Source organism: Pantoea sp. X-Soil-ISGK-259, from assembly GCF_059730705.1.
The window spans coordinates 2,033,824-2,053,995 of record NZ_AP035986.1; the positions used below are offsets into that span (position 1 = coordinate 2,033,824).

Genomic DNA, 20,172 nt, shown 5'->3' on the forward strand with positions numbered 1-20,172 from the left:
TTTTAAGCCGCTATCTGTTCCATCGTCTGCAGGATGCGCTTATCTGAAATGGGATAAGGTGTGCCTAACTGCTGAGCAAAGTAACTGATACGTAGCTCTTCAATCATCCAGCGGATGTTCTGAACCTCTTCATCATCCTGACGCTGCGGCGGCAACTTATTACGCCACGCCTGATACGCCTGTTCCACTGCCTGCACTTTTAACATGCGCGCCCGATCGCTGTGCGGGTCAGCAGGCAGCTTTTCGAGCCGCCGTTCAATACCATTCAGATAACGCAGCGTATCGGCCAGTCGCTGCCAGCCATTGCCGGTGACAAAGCCGCGATAGACCAGACCATTTACCTGCGCCTTGATATCCGATAATGCCAGCGCCATGGTCATATCAACCCGGCCTTTCAGACGCTTATTGATGTTGAAGACGGCCGTGAGGATCTGCTCAACCTGTTGTGCGATCGTCACAACGGTCTCATTGAGTTCACCGCGCACTTTGTCACGCAACTGCTCAAACGCGCCCTGGTCCCAGGCCGGACCGCCCGCTTCACCTATCAGCTTATCAATACCACAGGCGATACAGTCGTCGATGAGCTCCAGCACTTTGCCATAAGGGTTAAAGTAGAGTCCGAGCTTGGCTTTGTTCGGCAATTTCTCGTGCAGATATTTAACCGGAGACGGCACATTCAGCAGCAGCAAGCGACGCTGACCGCGCCACATCATTTTTTGCTGCTCCTGCTCGCTGTCAAACAGGCGAATGGCGACGCTCTCTTTCTCATCGACCAGCGCAGGCCAGGCTTTGACCTGATAGCTGCCGCGCTTCTGTTCATAGCTGCGCGGCAGATCGCCGAAGCTCCAGATGTGCAGTCCGCTCTGCTCCAGCCCGTCATCCGCCACTTTCGATAGCGTTTCCTGCACTTTATCTTTCAGCTGCGCCTTGAGCGCGGTGAGATCTTTACCTTCCAGCAGTTTACGGTTGTGCTCGTCTACCACGCGGAACGTCATTTTCAGATGATCGGGCACCTGTTCCCACTGCCAGTTTTCACGTTCCAGCGTGACACCGGTCATGCGGCGAAACTCACGCGACAGCGCATCAAGCAGTGGCATCTCCATCGCCTTCACGCGTCCCAGAAACGCTTCAGCGTAGTTGGGAGCTGGCACCAGGTTACGGCGCAGCGGTTTGGGCAGCGACTTAATCAGCGCGATGATCAGCTCACGACGCACGCCTGGGATCTGCCATTCAAAGCCGCTATCCTCAACCTGATTCAGCAGCGGCAGCGGAATATGCACCGTGACGCCATCCGCATCGGCACCTGGCTCGAACTGATAACTCAGCCTGAGTTTGAGGTTGCCCTGATGCCAGAAATTGGGGTAGTCGAGCTGGCTGACTTTATCCGCGCCCTCTTTGATCAGCATCTGCTTGTCGAAGTTCAGCAGCTCGGCGTTTTCACGGCTGGCCTGCTTCCACCAGCTGTCAAAATGCTTCGCCGACACCACCTCTTTGCCAATGCGCTGGTCATAAAAAGCAAACAGCGTTTCGTCATCCACCAGGATGTCGCGGCGACGGGATTTGTGTTCCAGATCCTCGACTTCACTACGCAGCTTCTGGTTAGCCCGGAAGAAAGCATGACGCGTCTGCCAGTCGCCTTCCACCAGCGCGTGGCGGATAAACAGCTCACGGCTCAGTGTAGGATCGATGCTGCCATAGTTCACTTTGCGAGCGGCCACAATCGGCAGACCATAGAGCGTGACTTTTTCAGCGGCCATCACCGCGCCCTGCGATTTCTCCCAGTGCGGTTCGCTGTAGCTGCGCTTAATCAGATGCTGCGCCAGCGGCTCAATCCACTCTGGCTCAATGCGCCCCGCCGTGCGGCCCCACAGGCGGCTGGTCTCAACCAGCTCCGCGACCATGGCCCACTTCGGCGGCTTCTTAAACAGCCCGGAGCCAGGGAAGATGGCGAAGCGGGTGTTGCGTGCCCCGGTATACTCCTGCTTATCGGCATCTTTCTGACCGATATGCGACAGCAGACCGCTTAACAGCGCGCAGTGAACGGGCTGCAGCTCAGCCGGTTCGCTGTTCACCGGAATCCCCAGTTCCCGCACCACCTGCCGCAGCTGGGTATAGATATCCTGCCATTCCCGCACGCGCAGATAGTTAAGGAAGTCGGTTTTGCACTGACGACGGAAAACATTGCCGGACAGCGCTTTCTGCTGCTCCGCCAGATAGTTCCAGAGATTCACGTAGGCAAGAAAGTCGGAGTCTTTATCAGCAAAGCGTCGATGCTTCTCATCCGAAGCCTGCTTTTTATCTGCCGGACGCTCACGGGGATCCTGAATCGACAGGCCTGCGGTGATAATCATCACTTCGCGCACGCAGCCAAATTTCTGCGCTTCCAGCACCATCCGCGCCAGGCGAGGATCCACGGGCAGCTGCGCCAGCTGACGCCCGGATCCGGTCAGCTTGTAGTGGCCGTTCTCTTCATTCAGCGTCAGCGCCCCCAGCTCTTCCAGCAGACGGACACCATCCTGAATATTGCGTTTATCGGGTGCTTCCACAAACGGGAAGGCGGCAATATCGCCCAGACCCAGCGAGGTCATCTGCAGGATAACCGACGCCAGGTTGGTGCGCAGGATTTCAGGATCGGTAAAGGCCGGACGACTCAGGAAGTCATCTTCTGCGTAGAGGCGAATACAGATACCGTCTGACACACGCCCGCAGCGCCCTTTACGCTGATTGGCAGACGCCTGGGATATGGGCTCAATCGGCAGACGCTGCACTTTGGTGCGGAAGCTGTAACGGCTGATACGCGCCGTGCCGGGATCGATCACATATTTAATTCCAGGCACCGTCAGCGAGGTTTCCGCAACGTTGGTCGCCAGCACGATGCGACGACCGCTGTGCGACTGAAACACCCGATTCTGCTCAGCATTGGACAGCCGGGCATAGAGTGGCAGCACTTCGGTGTGCGGAAGATCGCGTTTGTTGAGCGCGTCGGCGGTATCGCGTATTTCGCGCTCGCCGCTCATAAAGATCAGGATATCGCCACGGCTTTCCCGTCCCACTTCATCCACCGCATCAAAAATCGCCTGCAGCTGATCACGGTCGCCATCATCCGCCTCTTCGACCACCGGACGATAGCGCACTTCAACAGGATACGTGCGGCCAGAAACTTCAATCACCGGCGCATTATTGAAATGACGGGAGAAGCGCTGAGGATCGATGGTAGCGGAAGTGATGATAACTTTCAGATCGGGGCGGCGTGGCAACAGCTCACGCAGATAACCGAGCAGGAAGTCGATATTCAGGCTGCGTTCATGGGCTTCATCAATGATGATGGTGTCATATTGCATCAGCAGGCGATCCTGCTGGATTTCCGCCAGCAGAATCCCGTCAGTCATCAGTTTAATCTGCGTCAGATCGCTGACCTGGTCGTTGAACCGCACTTTGTAGCCGACACAGCCGCCCAGTGAGGTGCTGAGCTCATCGGCAATGCGGTTCGCCACGGTCCGCGCGGCCAGACGGCGCGGCTGAGTATGGCCAATCAGCCCGGTAACACCGCGTCCCAGTGCCAGACAAATTTTCGGCAACTGGGTGGTTTTACCTGAACCGGTTTCACCAGCGACAATCACCACCTGATGATCGCGAATCGCCTCAGCAATATCCTGCTGCTTCTGACTCACCGGCAGATTGTCCGGGAACGTAATCGCTGGGGTAGCCGCGCGGCGCTGGGCCACGCGCTGTTCGGCGGCGACGAACTCCAGCGCCAGCTCGCTGGCAATGCCCTGCTGCGCCTCAGGATTTTTGGTTTTTCTGGCTCCCTGCAGGCGGCGCTGTAGCCGCTGGCGATCGCGCAGCATTAAACCGTCGAGCCGTGACCAGAGCGCTGCCAGTGGGGAAGTATCGGGTGATGACATAATTGTGACGTACCTTACTCAGACGGTGTCGCTACGTAAAGCAGCGCCCTGAAGCCGGGGTAACCAGCTGATTCAATAAAATAATTGCGCGTATCATAGCACATTCTGAACTGTTCAGGCGGCAGCTCCCGGTTACGCTTATTCAATAAATTCGAACATGGGTCTCGAAATATTGCGCTTTCACCGCGCCATCGATAACCGTAGAGTGTAAACCATTGAGCGGAAAGTCTTCCGCGTAACAGACAGGAAACCACCATGAGCACAGTTTTAGTTCTGAAATCAAGCATCCTTGCAGGCTACTCACAATCAAGCCAGCTCGCTGACTTCTACATTGAACAGGCAAAGGCACAGGGTAAAGAAGTTACTGTACGTGACCTGGCGGCTAACCCGATTCCGGTTCTGGATGGTGAGTTAGTGGGTGCAATGCGTCCTTCTGATACGCCACTCTCCCCGCGTCAGCAGGAAGCACTGGATCTGTCCGATGAACTGATTGCAGAACTGCAGGCTCATGATGAAATCGTCATTGCCGCGCCAATGTACAACTTCAACATCCCTACGCAGCTGAAAAACTATTTCGACCTGATTGCCCGTGCTGGCGTGACGTTCCGCTACACCGAAGCAGGCCCGGAAGGTCTGGTTAAAGGCAAAACCGCAGTGGTTATCTCAAGCCGTGGTGGCATTCACAAAGATACCCCAACTGACCTGCTGACCCCTTACGTCAAGCTGTTCCTGGGCTTCATCGGCATCACTGATGTTGAGTTCGTGTTTGCTGAAGGCATCGCCTACGGTCCGGAAGTGGCCAGCAAAGCGACCGCTGAAGCGAAAGATGCTATCACGCAGATCGTGACCGCATAATTCTCAGCCATCTCAGGATGACGCTGTCAAAGACCGGGCCTGTGCCCGGTTTTTTTTCGCCGGTTAGTTGCTGCTGTCTGCCTCTTTTCTCAGCCATTGACCATTAATGCCACGCACGTACTCTCCCGCTGCAGCACGGCTCACCAGCTTCTGTCCGGCAATGCTGGCCACATCGGCCGTGGAGAGATTGTTCTGCCCGGCCAGCCGCTGATACTCCTGCTGACGCCCGGCATTAATCCGCTGCACCAGCGCCAGCGTTTCGCTGTCCTGCGAACGTGCCGCCAGATAGCCGGAGAGCGTTTCACCTGCACGGCCTGATTGCCTTGCCTCGTCGAGCGTCAGTGCCCAGGCAGGGTGCGCCATCGTCAGGGCAAGTAACAGCGCCGCGCTTATGCGTTTCATCATGGCTCTCCTCAGAACAGTCCGCTCTGGTTTTTCAGTAACGCTTCCACGTCTTTATCAACTTTGATGTGGATCTCATGCTCGATTTTTACATTCATATTGATGGTGATAGGGTCTTTGGGTGCCGTGACTTCAATGCGTGGCACGCATCCGATGCTCAGCAGTCCGGCTGCCAGAACCAGTAATGGCCTCAGGCTCATGGTGAAGTGTCCTTGTTCGATGGCAAAGTCGCATGTTGCTCTAACCAGGATTGCAAATTATCGCCAAAGCGCAGGCTGCGCCAGAGCTGAAACAGGTTTTCCTGATGACGATAGTTAAGATTGACCGTCTGACGACGGTTACTGAACTGGCTGACGCCCTGTACCTGCGCTTCCATAGTGAGGTCGCCGAGGTTATTCAGATTGATTGTCGCCCAGCTGCGGGAGACTTCCATATAGCGTAACCAGTCAAGCGCTGCGCCGGTCGCTACGTTGTTGCGGGTAATTGCATCCGCCATATCTTTATTCAGCCGGAAAGTCAGCGGACCGCTGTTGGCAATCCACCCTTTTTCCACCAGCCAGCGTGGATTATTCAACCACAGCGGCAACTCACCGTTAACCTTACCCGACATGGCAAACTGTTTAGGCTTCAGCGCCGTCACCAGCTCGCTGAGGCTGATATTACGCAGCGACACCCGGGCGGGATCATGTTGCGGCATACGCAGGGCTGGCAGCGTAATCTGTCCGCCAAGCAGGTCAAGACTGACATCCTGTAAAGTCAGGGGGGATTGTTCAGACCACGGCCAGTTACCCTGCAGATCGGCCCGAATATTCTGCATGGCAAACTGGTTCTTCACCTCGGCAATGCGGAGTGATACCGGGCCATGCTGACCAAACTGCCATTGCTGCTCATGAAACCTGAACGGCAGCGCGAAGTCGATACCGTTCACCTGACTGTCCGGCGTCCAGACACTGCCCTGTTTGACCGTCCAGTGGCCTCCCGCCTGGAAGCCCTGTTTACTGGCAGCGGAGAATGCGACCTGTGCCTGCAAACTGCCGCCCTGAATCTGCATTTTCATGTCGGGGCTGAGCAGCGGCTGAAACACAGTCAGCGACTGTGCCGGCCACCAGGCCTGACCGCGTAACCGTTCACCGTCCCAGCGGCCATTCACCCGCAGCGGGCCAACCCTCCCCGCTTTTAACTCGCCCCGCCAGAGGAAATAGCCGGGATCACGGCCTTTCGCCTCAAAGTCCAGCGTGGAATCAGCCAGACGGCCGCCATAGGTGAAGTGGGTCGGGCCCGCCTGCAGTCTGAAATGGCCATTGAAGGAAGGTTGCGCCACATCGCGCTGCCACTTAACGGGTTCGGTCAGTGTCAGGCGCGGTTTTGCGACGCTAACGCTGCCATAAGCCAGCTGATTAAATCCGGTGGAGAGCGTATCAAGGTGGATCAGCGTGTCGTGCCAGCCGCCGGTGCCTTTGACATCCCAGCGTGCCTGCAGCGGCAGCATCTCGCCCCCGCCCCAGTAGCGCCAGTCCCACTCGCCCTTATCGGGCCAGAAATTTGTGGCGCGACCATCAAGATGCAGCCGGAAGCGGCCAAAGCTGGCATCGTGCGCGTTGAGAATGGCCTGCAGGCGGCCATCAATACCCTGCGAGGAGAGTCGCACGCCGGCCAGCGGCCAGCGCGCTTCGTCCACTTCCAGCGTGGAGAGCAGTCGCCCCCGCAGGCGCAGCAGCGATTTAGGTTGCAAAACTAACTGAGGATCGAGCAGCGAGCCGTTGAGCACGCCGGGAATAGAGCCGAAAAGTTGCAGATCGGCCAGCTTGCTTTCACCGGTCAGCTGAAACGGCAGGTGGCTATTGGTCAGACTCAGGTTGCCGGGACCGACGCCCAGTACCACGTTACCTTTACCGCCACGTCCCTGAGTCAGCAGGTTAACGCGCCCCGTGATCTGGCTGTTTTCAAGACCTGACTGCCAGTTATCCAGCGTCAGGTTAATAAATCCAGACAGTGGCTGAGCCGCCAGAGGCCAGAAATACTCGCCCTTTTCGATCCGAATCTGATCGCGGCTGATTTGCCACGGCAGTCTGAGAAGCGGCCTTTTCTCATCCATCATCCCCACGCGTAACTCGCCCTGCTGCTGCTTCCAGCTGAGCGTTAACTGCAGCGGATGCGGTAATGCATCCAGCGCCAGTTGTCCGTCCACCTCACCATTCACCGGCAGATCGGTGGCGAAAGCAGGTAACTCAAGATGACCACTTAGCGTAATGGGTTCAGGCAGCGCAGGATGGGTAAGCGTCAGGCGACTGATCGCGAGCTGCTGACCGGTCAGCGTCGCCGCCAGTTGCAGGTTGTCGCCCTGATAATTAAGTTGCTGGCGATCTTTTTCCAGCGTCAGGTCCAGCGCGCCCGCATAGGCCTGCCAGGGTGCCACGACAAGTTTGTTCAGATGAACATCGGCACCAGGTAGCATTGCCTGCCATTCGGCCAGCGTTTTGGGGGCTGTCGATCTCTCGTCACTGGCGGGTAATTTTTGCAGGCAGGTGCTCTCCACCACCAGCTCGTCCGCATCCAGCTTCCAGCGCGACTGATGCCAGCCCAGTGACACTGCCTTTACGGTTGCCAGTGAGCAATCGCCTGCGAGGTAACGAATCTGAGGCAGCCACAGGCCACCCTGCCGCCAGCGCGGTGCGCCCGTCAGTTCAATACGGGTATCCTCAGGCAGCCAGATGCCGACCAGCCTTGGCAGCCATTGCGTCACAGTCAACATCAGGCCGAGCAGCAGGAGAATCAGCGCAAGTACGGCCGCCAGCCGTCGCCGGAACATCCGTGGCATAAAAGCCATAATCCTTTTCCTTACAGTATCCTGACAACGATGATGGCATGTAATCTGCCAGAGGTGAAGGTGTGCACGGGACGCAAATACGCAGTTTCAGCAAAGTCGGTCAGAAAACGTTATCCTTGGTTTATCACCTCTGCAGGAGCACAACGATGAAAATCGCGGTTTACAGCACCAAACATTACGATCAGAAATACCTTGAGCAGGTTAACCAGCAGTTTGGTTTCGAACTGGTATTTTTTGACTTTTTACTCTCAGAGAGCACGGCCAAAACCGCAGTGGATTGCGATGCTGTCTGCATTTTTGTTAATGATGACGGCAGTCGCCCGGTGCTGGAAGAGCTGGCCGGACTGGGTGTGAAATATATCGCGCTGCGTTGCGCTGGCTTCAATAATGTCGATCTGGCTGCAGCGAAAGAGCTGGGTCTGGAAGTCGTACGGGTGCCGGCCTACTCACCGGAAGCGGTGGCTGAACATACTATCGGCCTGATGATGACCCTTAACCGCCGTATTCATCGCGCGTATCAGCGTACCCGTGATGCGAACTTTTCGCTCGACGGACTGACCGGCTTCAACATGTACAACAAAACGGCGGGCGTTATCGGCACGGGTAAGATCGGCATTGCGACCATGCGGATTCTGAAAGGTTTTGGTATGCGGCTGCTGGCGTTTGATCCCTACCCAAGTGAGCAGGCGCGTGAGCTGGGCGCAGAATATGTTGATTTAAAGACCCTGTTTACAGAATCCCACGTCATTACGCTGCACTGTCCGCTGACCCCGGAGAACCATCATCTGCTGAATGCCGACGCGTTTCGTCAGATGCGCGATGGGGTGATGATCATCAACACCAGTCGTGGCGGGCTGATTGATTCACAGGCAGCGATTGATGCGCTGAAACAGCAGAAAATCGGCGCGCTCGGCATGGATGTGTATGAGAATGAACGTGGCCTGTTCTTTGAAGATAAGTCGAATGATGTGATTCAGGACGATGTGTTCCGTCGTCTTTCAGCGTGCCATAACGTACTGTTTACCGGTCATCAGGCATTTTTAACGGCTGAAGCGCTGACGGCCATTTCCGAGACGACACTGAATAATCTTAGCCAGCTCGATCGGGGTGAAGAGTGCCCGAACCGACTCTCAGCCTGACGATTCTCTGCTAATGATGCGGGCCGGTGCTATCCGGCCTGTTCATCAGCGCGCGCAGTTCCCGCCAATTAACGCCTGCTCATCGCAGCGACGGCCATTCACTAACTGACACATGCCCACACGTGATCCATCCAGCTGATGTGAAAACGCCAGCGTTCCGCCTGCGTTCGAACAGGTGCTTTCTGCCAGGGAAGACATCACCACACGAGGCTGGATGTGCGCGGCGGTGGCTTGTTGCGGTGGCTCGTTATCATCACTGTTGCTACTGCAGGCAGAGAGTAATAATGCGGCACCGGCCAGCAAAAAGGTGGCTGCTTTCATCAATCGGACTCCGGGAATGGGGATAATAGGCTGGCTCAGCATATGTCAGGCAGCACAAGGGGTCGAGAGGTGAAACAGCTTTTTACAAAATTCTCCACCGTGATTTGCAAGCAGAATTATCTTGTTTACCTGCTATCGCTGAACTGTCACCCTTTTTCGGTTCCTATTATTTCGGAGTAAAGCCATGTTAATGGATATGTTAATTCGCATCGCCCTGGCCGGTATTCTTGGCGGCCTGATTGGTCTGGAGCGTCAGATGCGGGCCAAAGAAGCGGGACTGCGTACCCATATTCTGGTCGGTATCGGCAGTGCGATGTTCATGCTGGTGTCGAAGTATGGTTTCGCCGATATGCTCACCAGCGACCATGTGGCACTGGACCCCAGTCGTATTGCAGCCCAGGTCGTCAGCGGTATGGGCTTCCTGGGCGCAGGCACCATCATGATTCAGAAGCAGGTGGTGAAAGGCCTGACCACGGCAGCGGGATTATGGGTAACGGCAGCGATTGGTCTGGTGATCGGCAGCGGCATGTATGAGATCGGCATTTATGGCACAGTGCTGGCGCTGGTGGTGCTGGAAGTGTTCCGCCGCCTGAGCCATGTTTTAATCGGCAAGCACCATACGTTACTGGTTTTCCTTAAGCCTAAAAGCGTGCCGCTGGTGCTACTGGTTATGCAGCGGGAAGGTATTCGTTATGGCAATGTGACGGTGATTAATCGAGATGAGGAGAGCGGCCTGTGCGAACTCAGCATACAGGTAACGTTGTCCCGCAAGTCAAATGATGCGCACCTCTACGATAAGGTCATTGAGATAAAAGGCGTTCAGTCGCTGGAGATGATGTAAACGTTTGCTGAACAACCCCGTCACTACACATGGCGACAAACACATAAGAACCTTGCAGAAGGCGGTGAGCGGCAGTCACCGCCCTCCTTCTCCTGCCATTTCTGAAAAATCAAAAATGCGCAGAGTCTGACCTTAAAAGTAGTGCCTGCCGGGAAGTAATGGCATAATCCGTTATTGTTAATTTACGTAATCATTTTACCCGGAAACTAATGCCTCAGAACTCTGACCATCCAGAAGACGCCCTTTCCAGTACTTCGCCTAAATATCGGTTCGCAGTCAGCATGCTGATTTTTACGCTGATAGCGGGCGCCGCAGCCATCATGATGCTCCTGGAACATCGGGATTCAGTGAATAATGCGCTGGAGACCGGACAATGTCTGGCAGAAGAAGGGGCTGAGGATTTAATGGAAGTGCTCAGGCATTTTCTGCATCATGCTTACCGCTGGATTTTTAAAGCCTGTGGCTGACGGTAATGCGTTTAGTGCAGCAGAAAATGCAGCAAACCGTGTCGGTTAACCAGCAACAAAACCCCGCAATACATGACGGCAACATAGCAAAGTAAAAAGAGTAGCAGCGTCATAATAAATCTGATGCCGTACTTCTTTATTTTGTCTGTTTTATCCGAATATTTCATAGACGTTAAATGTTGATTCATTTTTTAATTTTATACCCGGTCATTAAAGGGCTTCATCGGAATGCTGTATTGCCGAAATGTGCGAAACGAACGGCATCCACGCAGGACGTTGCAATAAAAAAATCAAACGCAAAATACCTTTCCCGCATCCTGACAATTTACTGATCATTGTAACCTGATGGATACATATTCACCTTGAGCAGCAATGGCTTAAGCAACGGCGCGGTGTGTAAGAAAAACAATCTGAATTTAACGTTTCACAGGCTTCAGCGGCAATATAAGGATCAGTCTCTATCTGATTGGTCAAACGTATATTCAACAAAGTATGATTTTCAGATTTTGACATTGTAAAAGTCATTCCGGGTCACAAAATAAACCCTGTGAGGTTTCGTATCCGACTTAATTTGATGCGTATCAAATCTGGCAAGTACAGACAACACGCCGTTTAATCAGTATTGATTAATAACTGCGTAAGCTGCTTTTTTTACTCATTAAATCGACCCGATGAAAACGCTATTCATTCTCTCTGTCATTTTTATGATCGCCGGTTGTACAGCAAAAAAAGATCATGTGCGTGCTGATGCTTACCAGGCCTCCCCCCCTTCCTGCTCAACACACAGTGATGAAATTGATTGTCAGTGGAAAAATGTTCCTGCCAGCTGACCTCGCACTATTCTCCCGCGTGGCATCGTCTCATCCAGCAGGCTGTCTTCCTGGGGATGTAAAGGCGCGCTCTCACCAGCATCTTCCTCGCGGCATTCCTTTTCGGCAATATCTGCTTTAAAAGAGAGACGCTGCCGGATGCCTCCGGCAGCGATTTTCCGCTGATTACTTCACTCCAGTGCTGGCATTCGCGACAACAATCCGTACCATACGCTGCATATTCGTGACACCGCAGTGAAGTGTCTGGCTGGACGCGCACAGCAATTTGCCCTTCGGCTACGCTCTCTGGTTTTTGAGATAGGTAAAAATGCAAGATAATCAAACGGTTGACAAGAAAGAACAGTACAACCTCAATAAGCTGCAGAAACGTCTGCGTCGTAACGTCGGCGAAGCCATTGCAGATTTTAATATGATTGAAGAAGGCGACCGCATCATGGTCTGTCTGTCGGGCGGTAAAGACAGCTACACCATGCTGGAAATTTTGCGCAGCCTGCAAAAAAGTGCGCCGGTCAACTTCAGCCTGATTGCCGTTAACCTCGACCAGAAACAGCCTGGCTTCCCGGAGCACATCCTGCCGCAATATCTTGAGGCACAGGGCGTTGAGTACCGGATTATCGAAGAAGACACCTACTCCATCGTCAAAGAGAAAGTGCCGGAAGGTAAAACCACCTGCTCACTCTGCTCGCGCCTGCGCCGTGGCATTCTCTATCGCGTCGCGACTGAACTGGGTTGTACTAAAATCGCGCTCGGCCACCATCGCGATGACATCCTGCAGACGCTGTTCCTGAACATGTTTTACGGCGGAAAACTGAAAGGTATGCCGCCAAAACTGATGAGTGATGATGGCAAGCAGATTGTGATTCGTCCGCTGGCCTACTGCCGCGAGAAAGATATCATTCGTTTCTCAGACGCGCGTCAGTTCCCGATTATCCCGTGCAATCTCTGCGGTTCTCAGCCAAACCTGCAGCGGCAGGTGGTAGCCGATATGCTGCGTGACTGGGATAAGCGCTATCCTGGCCGCATTGAAACTATGTTCAGCGCAATGCAAAACGTCGTGCCGTCGCACCTGGCAGATATCAATCTGTTCGATTTTAAAGGGATTAAGCATGGCGATGCGGTCGTTGATGGCGGCGATCTCGCTTTTGACCGCGAAACCCTGCCGTTGCAGCCTGTGGGCTGGCGAGCTGATGAAGACGATGCACCGGACCTCAGCGCACGTCTGGATGTGCTTCAGATTAAGTAAGTACCTGATAAGTTAAGGGCGTGCTGCTGGCAGCACGCCCTTTTTTTATATGTTGCGGTGCGGCGGTGGATCCATTATCGGCGGATATTCCGGATCGGTCGGCTGATCAGGCTGGGGTTGCGGATGAGGAATCGGTTCAGGAATCGGGACTGGATCCGTAGGGATCGGCTCGCTGTTGTAAATCGCGCTCATGCCGTACTCCTTTTCTTGCGAATGGACTTTAAGTTTAGAAAAGGATTGGCGTTCCAGCCAGGCGGGCAAAAAAAAAGCCGGCACACGGGCCGGCATGTTTTGAATTAATTGTGCTATGCAATAATTCTAAATATGGAAGTAAGACAATATGGAGCGCAACGCCCATCGCTTGACGTTGCATTCACCTGCGGGAGAGAGTTTGCGTCAGCAGCGGCATTGGGTTCTTGATGTCGATCAGCTTTTGCTTTCTTATTATGATTTTTATCCCACCCGGCGGGATTTTCGTCCTCAAATCAGACGCCCCCGCCGATGTGACCTTTCCGCGTTACAGCCAGCGCCGTTTACGCAGATAACCCGCGACGCCCACCGCCAGTGCCACGAGCAGCAGACAGAAGATAGAGAAGCCGTACTCCCATCCACCGCCCGGAATGCCACCCAGATTAACCCCAAACAGACCGGTCAGGAACGTAGCGGGCAGGAAGATCATCGCCATCAGTGACATAGTATAGGTGCGGCGGTTCATCGACTCCGCCATCGCAGAGGCGACCTCGTCAGCCAGGATCGCGGTGCGCGCCACGCCTGCATCCAGATCATCCAGCCCGCGTCCCAGACGATCGGCGATCTCCTGCATCCGGCGCCGTTCGCTGTCATCCATCCAGGCCAGTTTTTCACTGGCGAGCCGGGCATAGACATCCCTCTGCGGTGCCATATAACGCCGCATCACAATCAGCTGTTTGCGCAGCAGGCCGAGTTCGCCGCGCGCGGGCATCTGCTGGTCAAGCAGTGCATCTTCCAGCTCGATGATTTTGTCATGCAACTCTTCGATAAATTCGCTGGTGTGATCGGTCAGGGCATCACAGACATCGACCAGCCAGCTGCCGCAGTCAATCGGACCATTACCGTTTTGTAAATCGGTGAGCACTTCATCGACGGCAGAGACTTTACGCCGCCGGGTCGAGACGATGAGCTTATCGTTGATGAACACGCGCATCACCACCAGCTGGTCGCGACGCGCATCGGTGTTGTGGTTAACGCTGCGCAGCACGATCATAAATCCGTCGCCCAGCCGGCTGACGCGGGGACGCATGCTGTCACCCGCTAAGGCGTCACGCACGGCATCGGGAATCTGCGGCGTTGACTGCAGCCATTCTGCGCTTTTGCTGTGGGTATAGTTCAGATGCAGCCAGCAGGGCTGCTCACACTCGATAACTTCATCTTCAGCTATCGGGATCATCCCACCCTTGCCATCCAGCTGGCATGAAATGATGGCATCTGAAACCTGTAATGCTTTTCCTTCAATGACGTCCACAACATTCCCTCACCATTAATATCAATACGATACAGTCTAACGTGACGGCGTTGAGTTGCAATCTCCGGGCTGTGAAGAAAGATGTCAGCAGGTGGCCGGGAAACCGGCCACCACAGGCTTAGTGCTTTTCAATCCACAGTTCACGGCTGTAGGCGACATCTTCAGGGTTGGTGATGGGATAGCCTTTAACCCAGGGTTTAATCAGTCGGCCATTCGTGTACTGATAGATGGGCGCAATCGGGGCCTGTTCAGCGAGGATCTGCTCGGCACGGTTGTAATCGCTGTTACGTGCCTGCTCGCTGGTTTCACGGCTGGCTTTAGCGACAACTGCATCATAATCCGCGTTGTTAAAGCGCGCGATATTGCTGCTGCTGCCCGAGGTCAGCAGATTCAGGAAGGTGGAGGGCTCATTGTAGTCTCCCACCCACGAGGCGCGAATCACATCGAAGTTCCCGCTGTTACGACTGTCGATGTAGGTTTTCCACTCCTGATTCTCCAGTGTGACATCCACACCGAGGTTCTTTTTCCACATAGAGGCCACGGCAATCGCAATCTTCTGATGGCTCTCAGAGGTGTTGTAGAGCAGTTTGAGCTTCAGCGGTTTACCCGGACCGTAACCGGCGGCGGCAAGCAGCGATTTGGCCTGCGCATTCAGGGCGTTCTGATCGTGCTGTTGCATGAACGTGGGCAGTGGCTTAAAGCTTGCTGTCACATCTGGCGTAAAGTGCCACGCCGGTTTCTCACCGGTGCCCAGCACTTTGTCAGCAATGACGTTTCGGTCGATAGACCAGGACAGTGCTTTGCGAACCCGCACATCGGCAGTTGGTCCTTTCTGCGTGTTAAACGCATAGTAATAGGTGCCTAACTGGTCAGGTGTGTAGACCTCTCCCGGCAACGTTTTCTTTAATAGCGCATACATGTTCTTAGGGAAAGATTCGGTGATATCAATGTCGTTGGCACGATAACGTTTAGTCGCGCTCGACTCTTCATTGATTGGCACAAAGGTCACTTTCGTCAGCACCGAATGTGCATCATCCCAGTAATGAGGATTACGGGTCAGGACGATTTTCTCGTTCACTACCCGCTCGCTGAGCTGATAGGCACCGTTACCGACCAGTTTGCCGGGTGCCGTCCAGCTGTCACGTTGCTGGGCAATGACTTTTTGCGGCACCGGAAAGAGCGCCACGTTAGCCACCAGCGCCGGGAACCACGGCACAGGACGATCCAGCGTCACTTTCAGCTGGGTTTTGCTCTGGGCAGTCACTCCCAGTTTATCGGGGGTCATTTCGCCTTTGGTAATCGCTGCCGCATTTTCAATACCGCTTAACCCCGCAAACCCGGCAGAGCCTGAGCTGTTTTTGGGATCGACCAGCCGCTGCCAGCTGTAGACAAAATCCTGCGCCGTGACCGGTTCGCCGTTTGACCAGCGCGCGTTATTGCGCAGGGTGAAGACCCAGGTTTTGTTGTCGCTGCTGCTCCAGCTCTGTGCCACGCCCGGCACGATTTTGCCCTGAGCATCCTGATTTGTCAGACCTTCAAACAGATCGCGAATCACCTGAATTTCAGGCAGCCCTACCGCTTTAAGCGGATCAAGTGAAGCGGGTTCATCTTTAATATGGCGGACGATCTGCTGCTGCTCGGCCAGCTGCGCGCCAGCGGGTGGATTCGCCGCAATGGCGGGTGTGAGGATGCTGCTCAGACTGATTGCTGCCAGCGTCATACGAAAGGTCTTAACCATTATCACTCCTTTACCCCAAAGAAGTGCTGCATCAGTCTGTTGCCGATGTAGCTTGTGCAGGGCACTTTATCGCAAATGGCTGACAGATAAATAGCTATTTTCCGCACACGGCTTTTCCGCTACTTTGAGTAAAACCCTTTGAGGAAATCTGTATGTCGCCACTTCATCCGCGTCCCCTTCGCGGCAAACTTGACGTTTCGTATCAGCAGTATGGCCGCTCCGTGCTGGGCGCGCCGCTGCTGTGGTTTCCAGCGCCACTGGGTGACCCCGACAGCGGTCTGATTCTGGCTGGCACACACGGTGATGAAAATGCGGCCATCGCCACCCTTTCTGCTGCGTTACGGACACTGCCCGATGGCATGCGTCGGCACCACGTGGTGCTGGCAGTCAATCCTGATGGCTGTCAGCTTGGCCTGCGCGCTAACGCAAATGGCGTCGATCTCAACCGCAACTTCCCGGCAGCGAACTGGCAGCCCGGAGAGACCGTTTATCGCTGGAACAGCGCTGCCGATGCGCGGGATGTCACGCTCTCAACCGGCACGCATCCGGGTTCTGAACCGGAAACACTGGCGCTCTGTGCCCTGATACATCAACTTAAGCCAGCCTGGATCGTTTCCTGGCATGAGCCGCTGGGCTGTATTGACGACCCGCATCAGGTGGAGATTGGCGGCTGGCTGGCCAGCCAAACCGGCCTTCCTCGCGTCAGCAGCGTGGGATATGACACGCCTGGCTCATTCGGCAGCTGGTGTTACGATCTCAGTCTGCCCTGCGTGACCGCTGAGATGCCGGTGATTTCCGTGGATGAAGCCACGGAGACCTATCTTAAGATGATGGTTAGTTTGCTGCGCTGGCAGCAATAATCAGCCGACCGCTGCGCACGGTGATCGCCGGTTCTGCATCCACCGCCAGCCAGGTCGGCCCATCAAGATCGGCGAAACGGGTCTGCGGCACCAGCGGTAGCGCAGCACGTATCGCCCGCGAGGTGCAGAGCATGCAGCCCAGCATTACCGCAAAGCCCTGCTGCTGCGCGGCATCGGCAAGCGCCAGCGCCTCTGTCAGACCGCCCGCTTTATCCAGCTTGATGTTGACCATCTCATAACGGCCTCGCAGCGCGGCCAGGCTTTCACGTGTATGACAGCTCTCATCGGCACAAATTGGCAACGGGTGAATAAAGTTCTCCAGTGCCGCATCTTCACCTGCAGGTAAAGGCTGTTCCAGCATCGCCACATCAATGTCTGCCAGCAGCTGACAGCGTGCCGCCAGGCCTTCAGCGTGCCAGGACTCATTTGCATCCACAATCAGGGTTGCTTCCGGTACGGCGGCGCGGATGGCCATCAGCCGTTCAGTAATAAAATTGTTATCCAGCTTAATTTTCAGCAGTGTTGCACCATGCTGCCACAGTGCGAGTGCGCTGCTGGCCATCGCCTCAGGGGTATCAATGCTGACGGTCTGCGCGGTCACGACATCAGCAGGCGCAGTCACACCGCTAAGCGCCCAGAGGCTGCGCTGCTGCTGATGTGCGGCGAGATCCCACAGTGCACTGTCGATGGCGTTTCGCGCCGCCCCGGCAGGCAGCGCCTGTTGTAATGCCTCGCGCGTCATGCCCTCTTGCAGCGCGGGCAGCAACGTGGCGATCTGCGCCAGCACCGATGCTTCGCTTTCACCATAGCGCGCATAGGGCGTCGCTTCACCGACGCCTTTTACGCCATCTTCCTCAATTTCAACCACCACCACTTTGACTTCGGTCCGGGTTCCACGGGCAATGACAAACGGCGTATGCAACGGCCAGGCTTCGGGATAACTTTTTACCGTTCTCATTTACACTCCACAAAGTGTGACGCAGTGGCAGACCGCCACGTTAAATTCCACAATTGAACTCGTAAACCCTTAACATTTATGTCATAAACAACGGCTATCTTTAGCCGTTTTGTGTCAGATCTTTTTTATCATCAAAAGGAATCACTATGTCTCAGACTGTTCATTTTCAGGGTAATGCCGTTCCGGTTGCAGGTCAGTTTCCACAGGCTGGCGATAAAGCTAAGCCTTTCACGCTGGTAGCAAAGAACCTGGTTAACGTTGCGCTCTCTGAGTATGCAGGAAAACGCAAAATTCTGAACATTTTCCCAAGCGTTGATACCGGTGTCTGTGCCTCATCAGTGCGCAAATTCAACCAGGCGGCAAGCGAGCTGAATAACGCCGTGGTGTTATGCATCTCTGCCGATCTGCCTTTTGCCCAGTCGCGTTTCTGTGGCGCGGAAAACCTGAGCAATGTGGTGACGCTGTCGACGCTGCGCGGCTCAGAATTCAAGTATGAGTATGGTGTAGAAATTGCTGATGGTGCGCTGGAAGGCCTGACCGCACGTGCGGTGATCGTTCTGGATGAGAACGATAAAGTGATTTACAGCCAGCTGGTTGATGAAATCACCACTGAGCCTGATTACGACGCTGCCCTGGCCGCGCTGAAGTAATAAAAAAAGCGGATAACCTGGTTATCCGCTTCCTGCTCTCTGCTTACCGATCATTCGCTTTCGGTGCGCTTCTGTCCCAGACCATATTCACGCAGCTTGTTGGCAATCGCGGTATGGGAAACACCCAGACGTTTTGCCAGTTTTCGGGTGCTGGGATAGGAGAGATAAAGCCGCGTCAGTATTGACCGCTCAAAACGGCTGGTAATCTGATCCAGCGTTCCTTCCAGTGCTTCATCGCCCAGCGATACATCCAGTGTCTGTTCAGGCAACACAATATCCTGCGGTCGCAGTTCATATCCTTCCAGCTGGGTTAACGCGCGATACAACGCATTTTTTAACTGGCGCACATTGCCAGGCCAGGCGTAGCGCGTCAGAAATGCAATGAGCTGTGGCGAGAGTCGCGGCCGGGCCATCCCCTGCTCATCCGCAAAGCGGGCCACAAACATCTCGGTCAGTGGCAGGATATCCTGCGGTCGATCGCGCAGCGGGGGCAGTTGCAGCGTCAGCACATTGAGCCGGTAAAAAAGATCTTCGCGAAACTCACCGCGTTGCACCAGTTCAATCAGGTTCTTCTGCGTAGCGCAGATTACGCGCACATTAACATGGACTTCATGCTCTTCACCGACGCGGCGGAAGGTGCCATCATTGAGAAAACGCAGCAGCTTGGTCTGCATTCTCGGCGACATCTCGCCAATCTCATCCAGCAATACCGAGCCACCATTGGCCTGCTCAAAAAAGCCCTTCTTGCCTTCCAGCGCATTCGGATAGGCACCGGCGGCATGACCAAACAGCTCGCTTTCCGCAACGTCGTCGGGTAATGAGGCACAGTTCAGCGCCAGGAAAGGATTTTTCCCACGGGCGCTGCGCAGATGGCAGGCGCGTGCCAGCATATCTTTCCCGGTGCCGGTATCGCCGACAATCAGTAACGGCGCATCCAGCATCGCCAGTTTGCGCGCCTGATCGACCACCTGACGCATCTTCGGCGTGACGGCAATGATATGGTCAAACTCGGATTCGTCGGTGACCACCAGATTCTGTAACTGACGGCCCATGCGAGCGGTTGACTTCAGCATCACCATCGCCCCGACCGGCCTGTCGTTCTGGCCCTCTTCACCCGGCAGATAAATAGGACGCGCTTCCATCAGAAAATCGCGCCCTTCAATGACGACATGCTGCGCCTGCGCCTCAACCCGATCGCTTTCCAGCCAGCGCATGAAGTTAAAGCCATTAATCAGGTTGCCGGCGCTGAAATTGCGCATTTTCTCTTCATCAAGATTAAACAGGTTTTGTGCCGCCGGATTAGCCAGTTCCACCTTGCTTTTCAGATCGATGGAGAAAACCGGATCTGGCATGGCCACCAGTAAGGCACTCAGCGCGCGATGTTCACGCTCCGAAGGCATGTACGTTACCGTGCGCACATCTGTTACGCCCGGTGTACGCCGGATTTCTGCCATCAGATTACTGAAAGCGTCAAATTCCAGTGCCGAAAAATTCAGATAGATGCGGCCCAGCGCCGTAATTTCAATACCGCGTAAATCAATGTTGCGTGCCACCAGCAGATCGAGCAGTTCACGCGTCAGACCGATGCGGTCCTGACAGAACACTTCCAGACGCATTGCGTTCGCCTTAATCAGG

At 54.8% G+C, this 20,172-nt stretch carries 17 protein-coding genes; 7 read left to right on the forward strand and 10 right to left on the reverse strand.

Annotated features, from left to right (window positions below; genetic code table 11):
- Window positions 1-2: 2 nt before the first annotated feature.
- Window positions 3-3,905, reverse strand: coding sequence for an ATP-dependent RNA helicase HrpA (hrpA, locus tag AC6I77_RS09505; protein WP_039660182.1), 3,903 nt, complete (start codon window positions 3,903-3,905; stop codon window positions 3-5).
- A gap of 255 nt (window positions 3,906-4,160) precedes the next feature.
- Here hrpA and azoR point away from each other — a divergent pair, with 255 nt between their 5' ends.
- A complete protein-coding gene (gene azoR, locus AC6I77_RS09510; RefSeq protein WP_039660180.1) occupies window positions 4,161-4,760 on the forward strand; it encodes an FMN-dependent NADH-azoreductase in 600 nt (199 codons plus the stop codon).
- Between the two features lie 63 nt (window positions 4,761-4,823).
- Here azoR and AC6I77_RS09515 read toward each other — a convergent pair whose 3' ends face one another.
- From AC6I77_RS09515 to AC6I77_RS09525, 3 genes are read right to left on the reverse strand one after another with little or no spacing between them, the layout of a single operon-like run.
- Window positions 4,824-5,162, reverse strand: a complete 339-nt coding sequence (locus AC6I77_RS09515) for a YdbL family probable chaperone protein (protein ID WP_039660490.1) — start codon at window positions 5,160-5,162, stop codon at window positions 4,824-4,826.
- An 11-nt stretch (window positions 5,163-5,173) separates the two neighbouring features.
- Window positions 5,174-5,362: a YnbE family lipoprotein gene (locus tag AC6I77_RS09520; protein WP_003853757.1), complete on the reverse strand. Its 189-nt coding sequence runs from the start codon at window positions 5,360-5,362 to the stop codon at window positions 5,174-5,176.
- Complete coding sequence (locus AC6I77_RS09525) at window positions 5,359-7,989, reverse strand: YdbH family protein (protein ID WP_497816847.1); 2,631 nt, start codon at window positions 7,987-7,989, stop codon at window positions 5,359-5,361. Before AC6I77_RS09525 ends, AC6I77_RS09520 begins: the two co-directional genes overlap by 4 nt.
- A gap of 146 nt (window positions 7,990-8,135) precedes the next feature.
- Between AC6I77_RS09525 and AC6I77_RS09530 the strand changes: the two genes are divergently transcribed.
- Complete coding sequence (locus tag AC6I77_RS09530; RefSeq protein WP_003853762.1) at window positions 8,136-9,128, forward strand: 2-hydroxyacid dehydrogenase; 993 nt, start codon at window positions 8,136-8,138, stop codon at window positions 9,126-9,128.
- 45 nt (window positions 9,129-9,173) lie between these two features.
- Here AC6I77_RS09530 and AC6I77_RS09535 read toward each other — a convergent pair whose 3' ends face one another.
- Entirely contained in the window at window positions 9,174-9,449 is a 276-nt protein-coding gene (locus AC6I77_RS09535; RefSeq protein WP_003853763.1) for a putative hemolysin, read from the reverse strand.
- A 184-nt stretch (window positions 9,450-9,633) separates the two neighbouring features.
- Between AC6I77_RS09535 and AC6I77_RS09540 the strand changes: the two genes are divergently transcribed.
- The 3 genes from AC6I77_RS09540 (at window position 9,634) to ttcA (ending at window position 12,830) form a co-directional block, all read left to right on the forward strand.
- Window positions 9,634-10,290, forward strand: coding sequence for an MgtC/SapB family protein (locus AC6I77_RS09540; protein WP_003853765.1), 657 nt, complete (start codon window positions 9,634-9,636; stop codon window positions 10,288-10,290).
- A 209-nt stretch (window positions 10,291-10,499) separates the two neighbouring features.
- Window positions 10,500-10,757, forward strand: a complete 258-nt coding sequence (locus AC6I77_RS09545) for a hypothetical protein (RefSeq protein WP_008925248.1) — start codon at window positions 10,500-10,502, stop codon at window positions 10,755-10,757.
- 1,137 nt (window positions 10,758-11,894) lie between these two features.
- Window positions 11,895-12,830, forward strand: a complete 936-nt coding sequence (gene ttcA / locus AC6I77_RS09550; RefSeq protein ID WP_003853774.1) for a tRNA 2-thiocytidine(32) synthetase TtcA — start codon at window positions 11,895-11,897, stop codon at window positions 12,828-12,830.
- Window positions 12,831-12,875: 45 nt separating this feature from the next.
- On the opposite strand, the gene ynaL is transcribed toward ttcA, so the two are convergent.
- The 3 genes from ynaL to AC6I77_RS09565 all read right to left on the reverse strand — a co-directional run bounded on the left by ynaL (window position 12,876) and on the right by AC6I77_RS09565 (window position 16,069).
- Window positions 12,876-13,022 (reverse strand): proline-rich small protein YnaL, encoded by a 147-nt coding sequence (ynaL, locus tag AC6I77_RS09555; protein ID WP_003853775.1) that lies wholly within the window; start codon window positions 13,020-13,022, stop codon window positions 12,876-12,878.
- 325 nt (window positions 13,023-13,347) lie between these two features.
- The gene (gene zntB, locus AC6I77_RS09560) at window positions 13,348-14,331 is read right to left on the reverse strand and encodes a zinc transporter ZntB (RefSeq protein WP_039660175.1); all 984 of its coding nucleotides are present in this window, start codon (window positions 14,329-14,331) and stop codon (window positions 13,348-13,350) included.
- 118 nt (window positions 14,332-14,449) lie between these two features.
- Window positions 14,450-16,069, reverse strand: a complete 1,620-nt coding sequence (locus AC6I77_RS09565) for a peptide ABC transporter substrate-binding protein (RefSeq protein WP_110411373.1) — start codon at window positions 16,067-16,069, stop codon at window positions 14,450-14,452.
- Between the two features lie 152 nt (window positions 16,070-16,221).
- On the opposite strand from AC6I77_RS09565, the gene mpaA reads away from it, so the two are divergent.
- Window positions 16,222-16,929 carry a murein tripeptide amidase MpaA gene (gene mpaA, locus AC6I77_RS09570; protein WP_039660171.1) on the forward strand — a complete coding sequence of 236 codons (708 nt, stop codon included), beginning with the start codon at window positions 16,222-16,224 and terminating at the stop codon, window positions 16,927-16,929.
- Here the strand turns inward: mpaA and ycjG are convergent.
- Complete coding sequence (gene ycjG, locus AC6I77_RS09575) at window positions 16,904-17,887, reverse strand: L-Ala-D/L-Glu epimerase (RefSeq protein ID WP_039660170.1); 984 nt, start codon at window positions 17,885-17,887, stop codon at window positions 16,904-16,906. The genes mpaA and ycjG overlap by 26 nt on opposite strands.
- 146 nt (window positions 17,888-18,033) lie before the next feature.
- Here ycjG and tpx point away from each other — a divergent pair, with 146 nt between their 5' ends.
- Window positions 18,034-18,537, forward strand: a complete 504-nt coding sequence (tpx, locus tag AC6I77_RS09580) for a thiol peroxidase (protein ID WP_003853783.1) — start codon at window positions 18,034-18,036, stop codon at window positions 18,535-18,537.
- 50 nt (window positions 18,538-18,587) lie between these two features.
- Here the strand turns inward: tpx and tyrR are convergent, their stop codons facing one another.
- A complete protein-coding gene (tyrR, locus tag AC6I77_RS09585; RefSeq protein WP_003853785.1) occupies window positions 18,588-20,153 on the reverse strand; it encodes a transcriptional regulator TyrR in 1,566 nt (521 codons plus the stop codon).
- Window positions 20,154-20,172 lie beyond the last annotated feature (19 nt).

Bases quoted from the DNA above. Each gene is read 5' to 3' on its own strand.
- hrpA (WP_039660182.1), bottom strand. From the start codon at position 3,905: ATGTCATCACCCGATACTTCCCCACTGGCAGCGCTCTGGTCACGGCTC.
- azoR (WP_039660180.1), top strand. From the start codon at position 4,161: ATGAGCACAGTTTTAGTTCTGAAATCAAGCATCCTTGCAGGCTACTCA.
- AC6I77_RS09515 (WP_039660490.1), bottom strand. From the start codon at position 5,162: ATGAAACGCATAAGCGCGGCGCTGTTACTTGCCCTGACGATGGCGCAC.
- AC6I77_RS09520 (WP_003853757.1), bottom strand. From the start codon at position 5,362: ATGAGCCTGAGGCCATTACTGGTTCTGGCAGCCGGACTGCTGAGCATC.
- AC6I77_RS09525 (WP_497816847.1), bottom strand. From the start codon at position 7,989: ATGGCTTTTATGCCACGGATGTTCCGGCGACGGCTGGCGGCCGTACTT.
- AC6I77_RS09530 (WP_003853762.1), top strand. From the start codon at position 8,136: ATGAAAATCGCGGTTTACAGCACCAAACATTACGATCAGAAATACCTT.
- AC6I77_RS09535 (WP_003853763.1), bottom strand. From the start codon at position 9,449: ATGAAAGCAGCCACCTTTTTGCTGGCCGGTGCCGCATTATTACTCTCT.
- AC6I77_RS09540 (WP_003853765.1), top strand. From the start codon at position 9,634: ATGTTAATGGATATGTTAATTCGCATCGCCCTGGCCGGTATTCTTGGC.
- AC6I77_RS09545 (WP_008925248.1), top strand. From the start codon at position 10,500: ATGCCTCAGAACTCTGACCATCCAGAAGACGCCCTTTCCAGTACTTCG.
- ttcA (WP_003853774.1), top strand. From the start codon at position 11,895: ATGCAAGATAATCAAACGGTTGACAAGAAAGAACAGTACAACCTCAAT.
- ynaL (WP_003853775.1), bottom strand. From the start codon at position 13,022: ATGAGCGCGATTTACAACAGCGAGCCGATCCCTACGGATCCAGTCCCG.
- AC6I77_RS09565 (WP_110411373.1), bottom strand. From the start codon at position 16,069: ATGGTTAAGACCTTTCGTATGACGCTGGCAGCAATCAGTCTGAGCAGC.
- mpaA (WP_039660171.1), top strand. From the start codon at position 16,222: ATGTCGCCACTTCATCCGCGTCCCCTTCGCGGCAAACTTGACGTTTCG.
- ycjG (WP_039660170.1), bottom strand. From the start codon at position 17,887: ATGAGAACGGTAAAAAGTTATCCCGAAGCCTGGCCGTTGCATACGCCG.
- tpx (WP_003853783.1), top strand. From the start codon at position 18,034: ATGTCTCAGACTGTTCATTTTCAGGGTAATGCCGTTCCGGTTGCAGGT.
- tyrR (WP_003853785.1), bottom strand. From the start codon at position 20,153: ATGCGTCTGGAAGTGTTCTGTCAGGACCGCATCGGTCTGACGCGTGAA.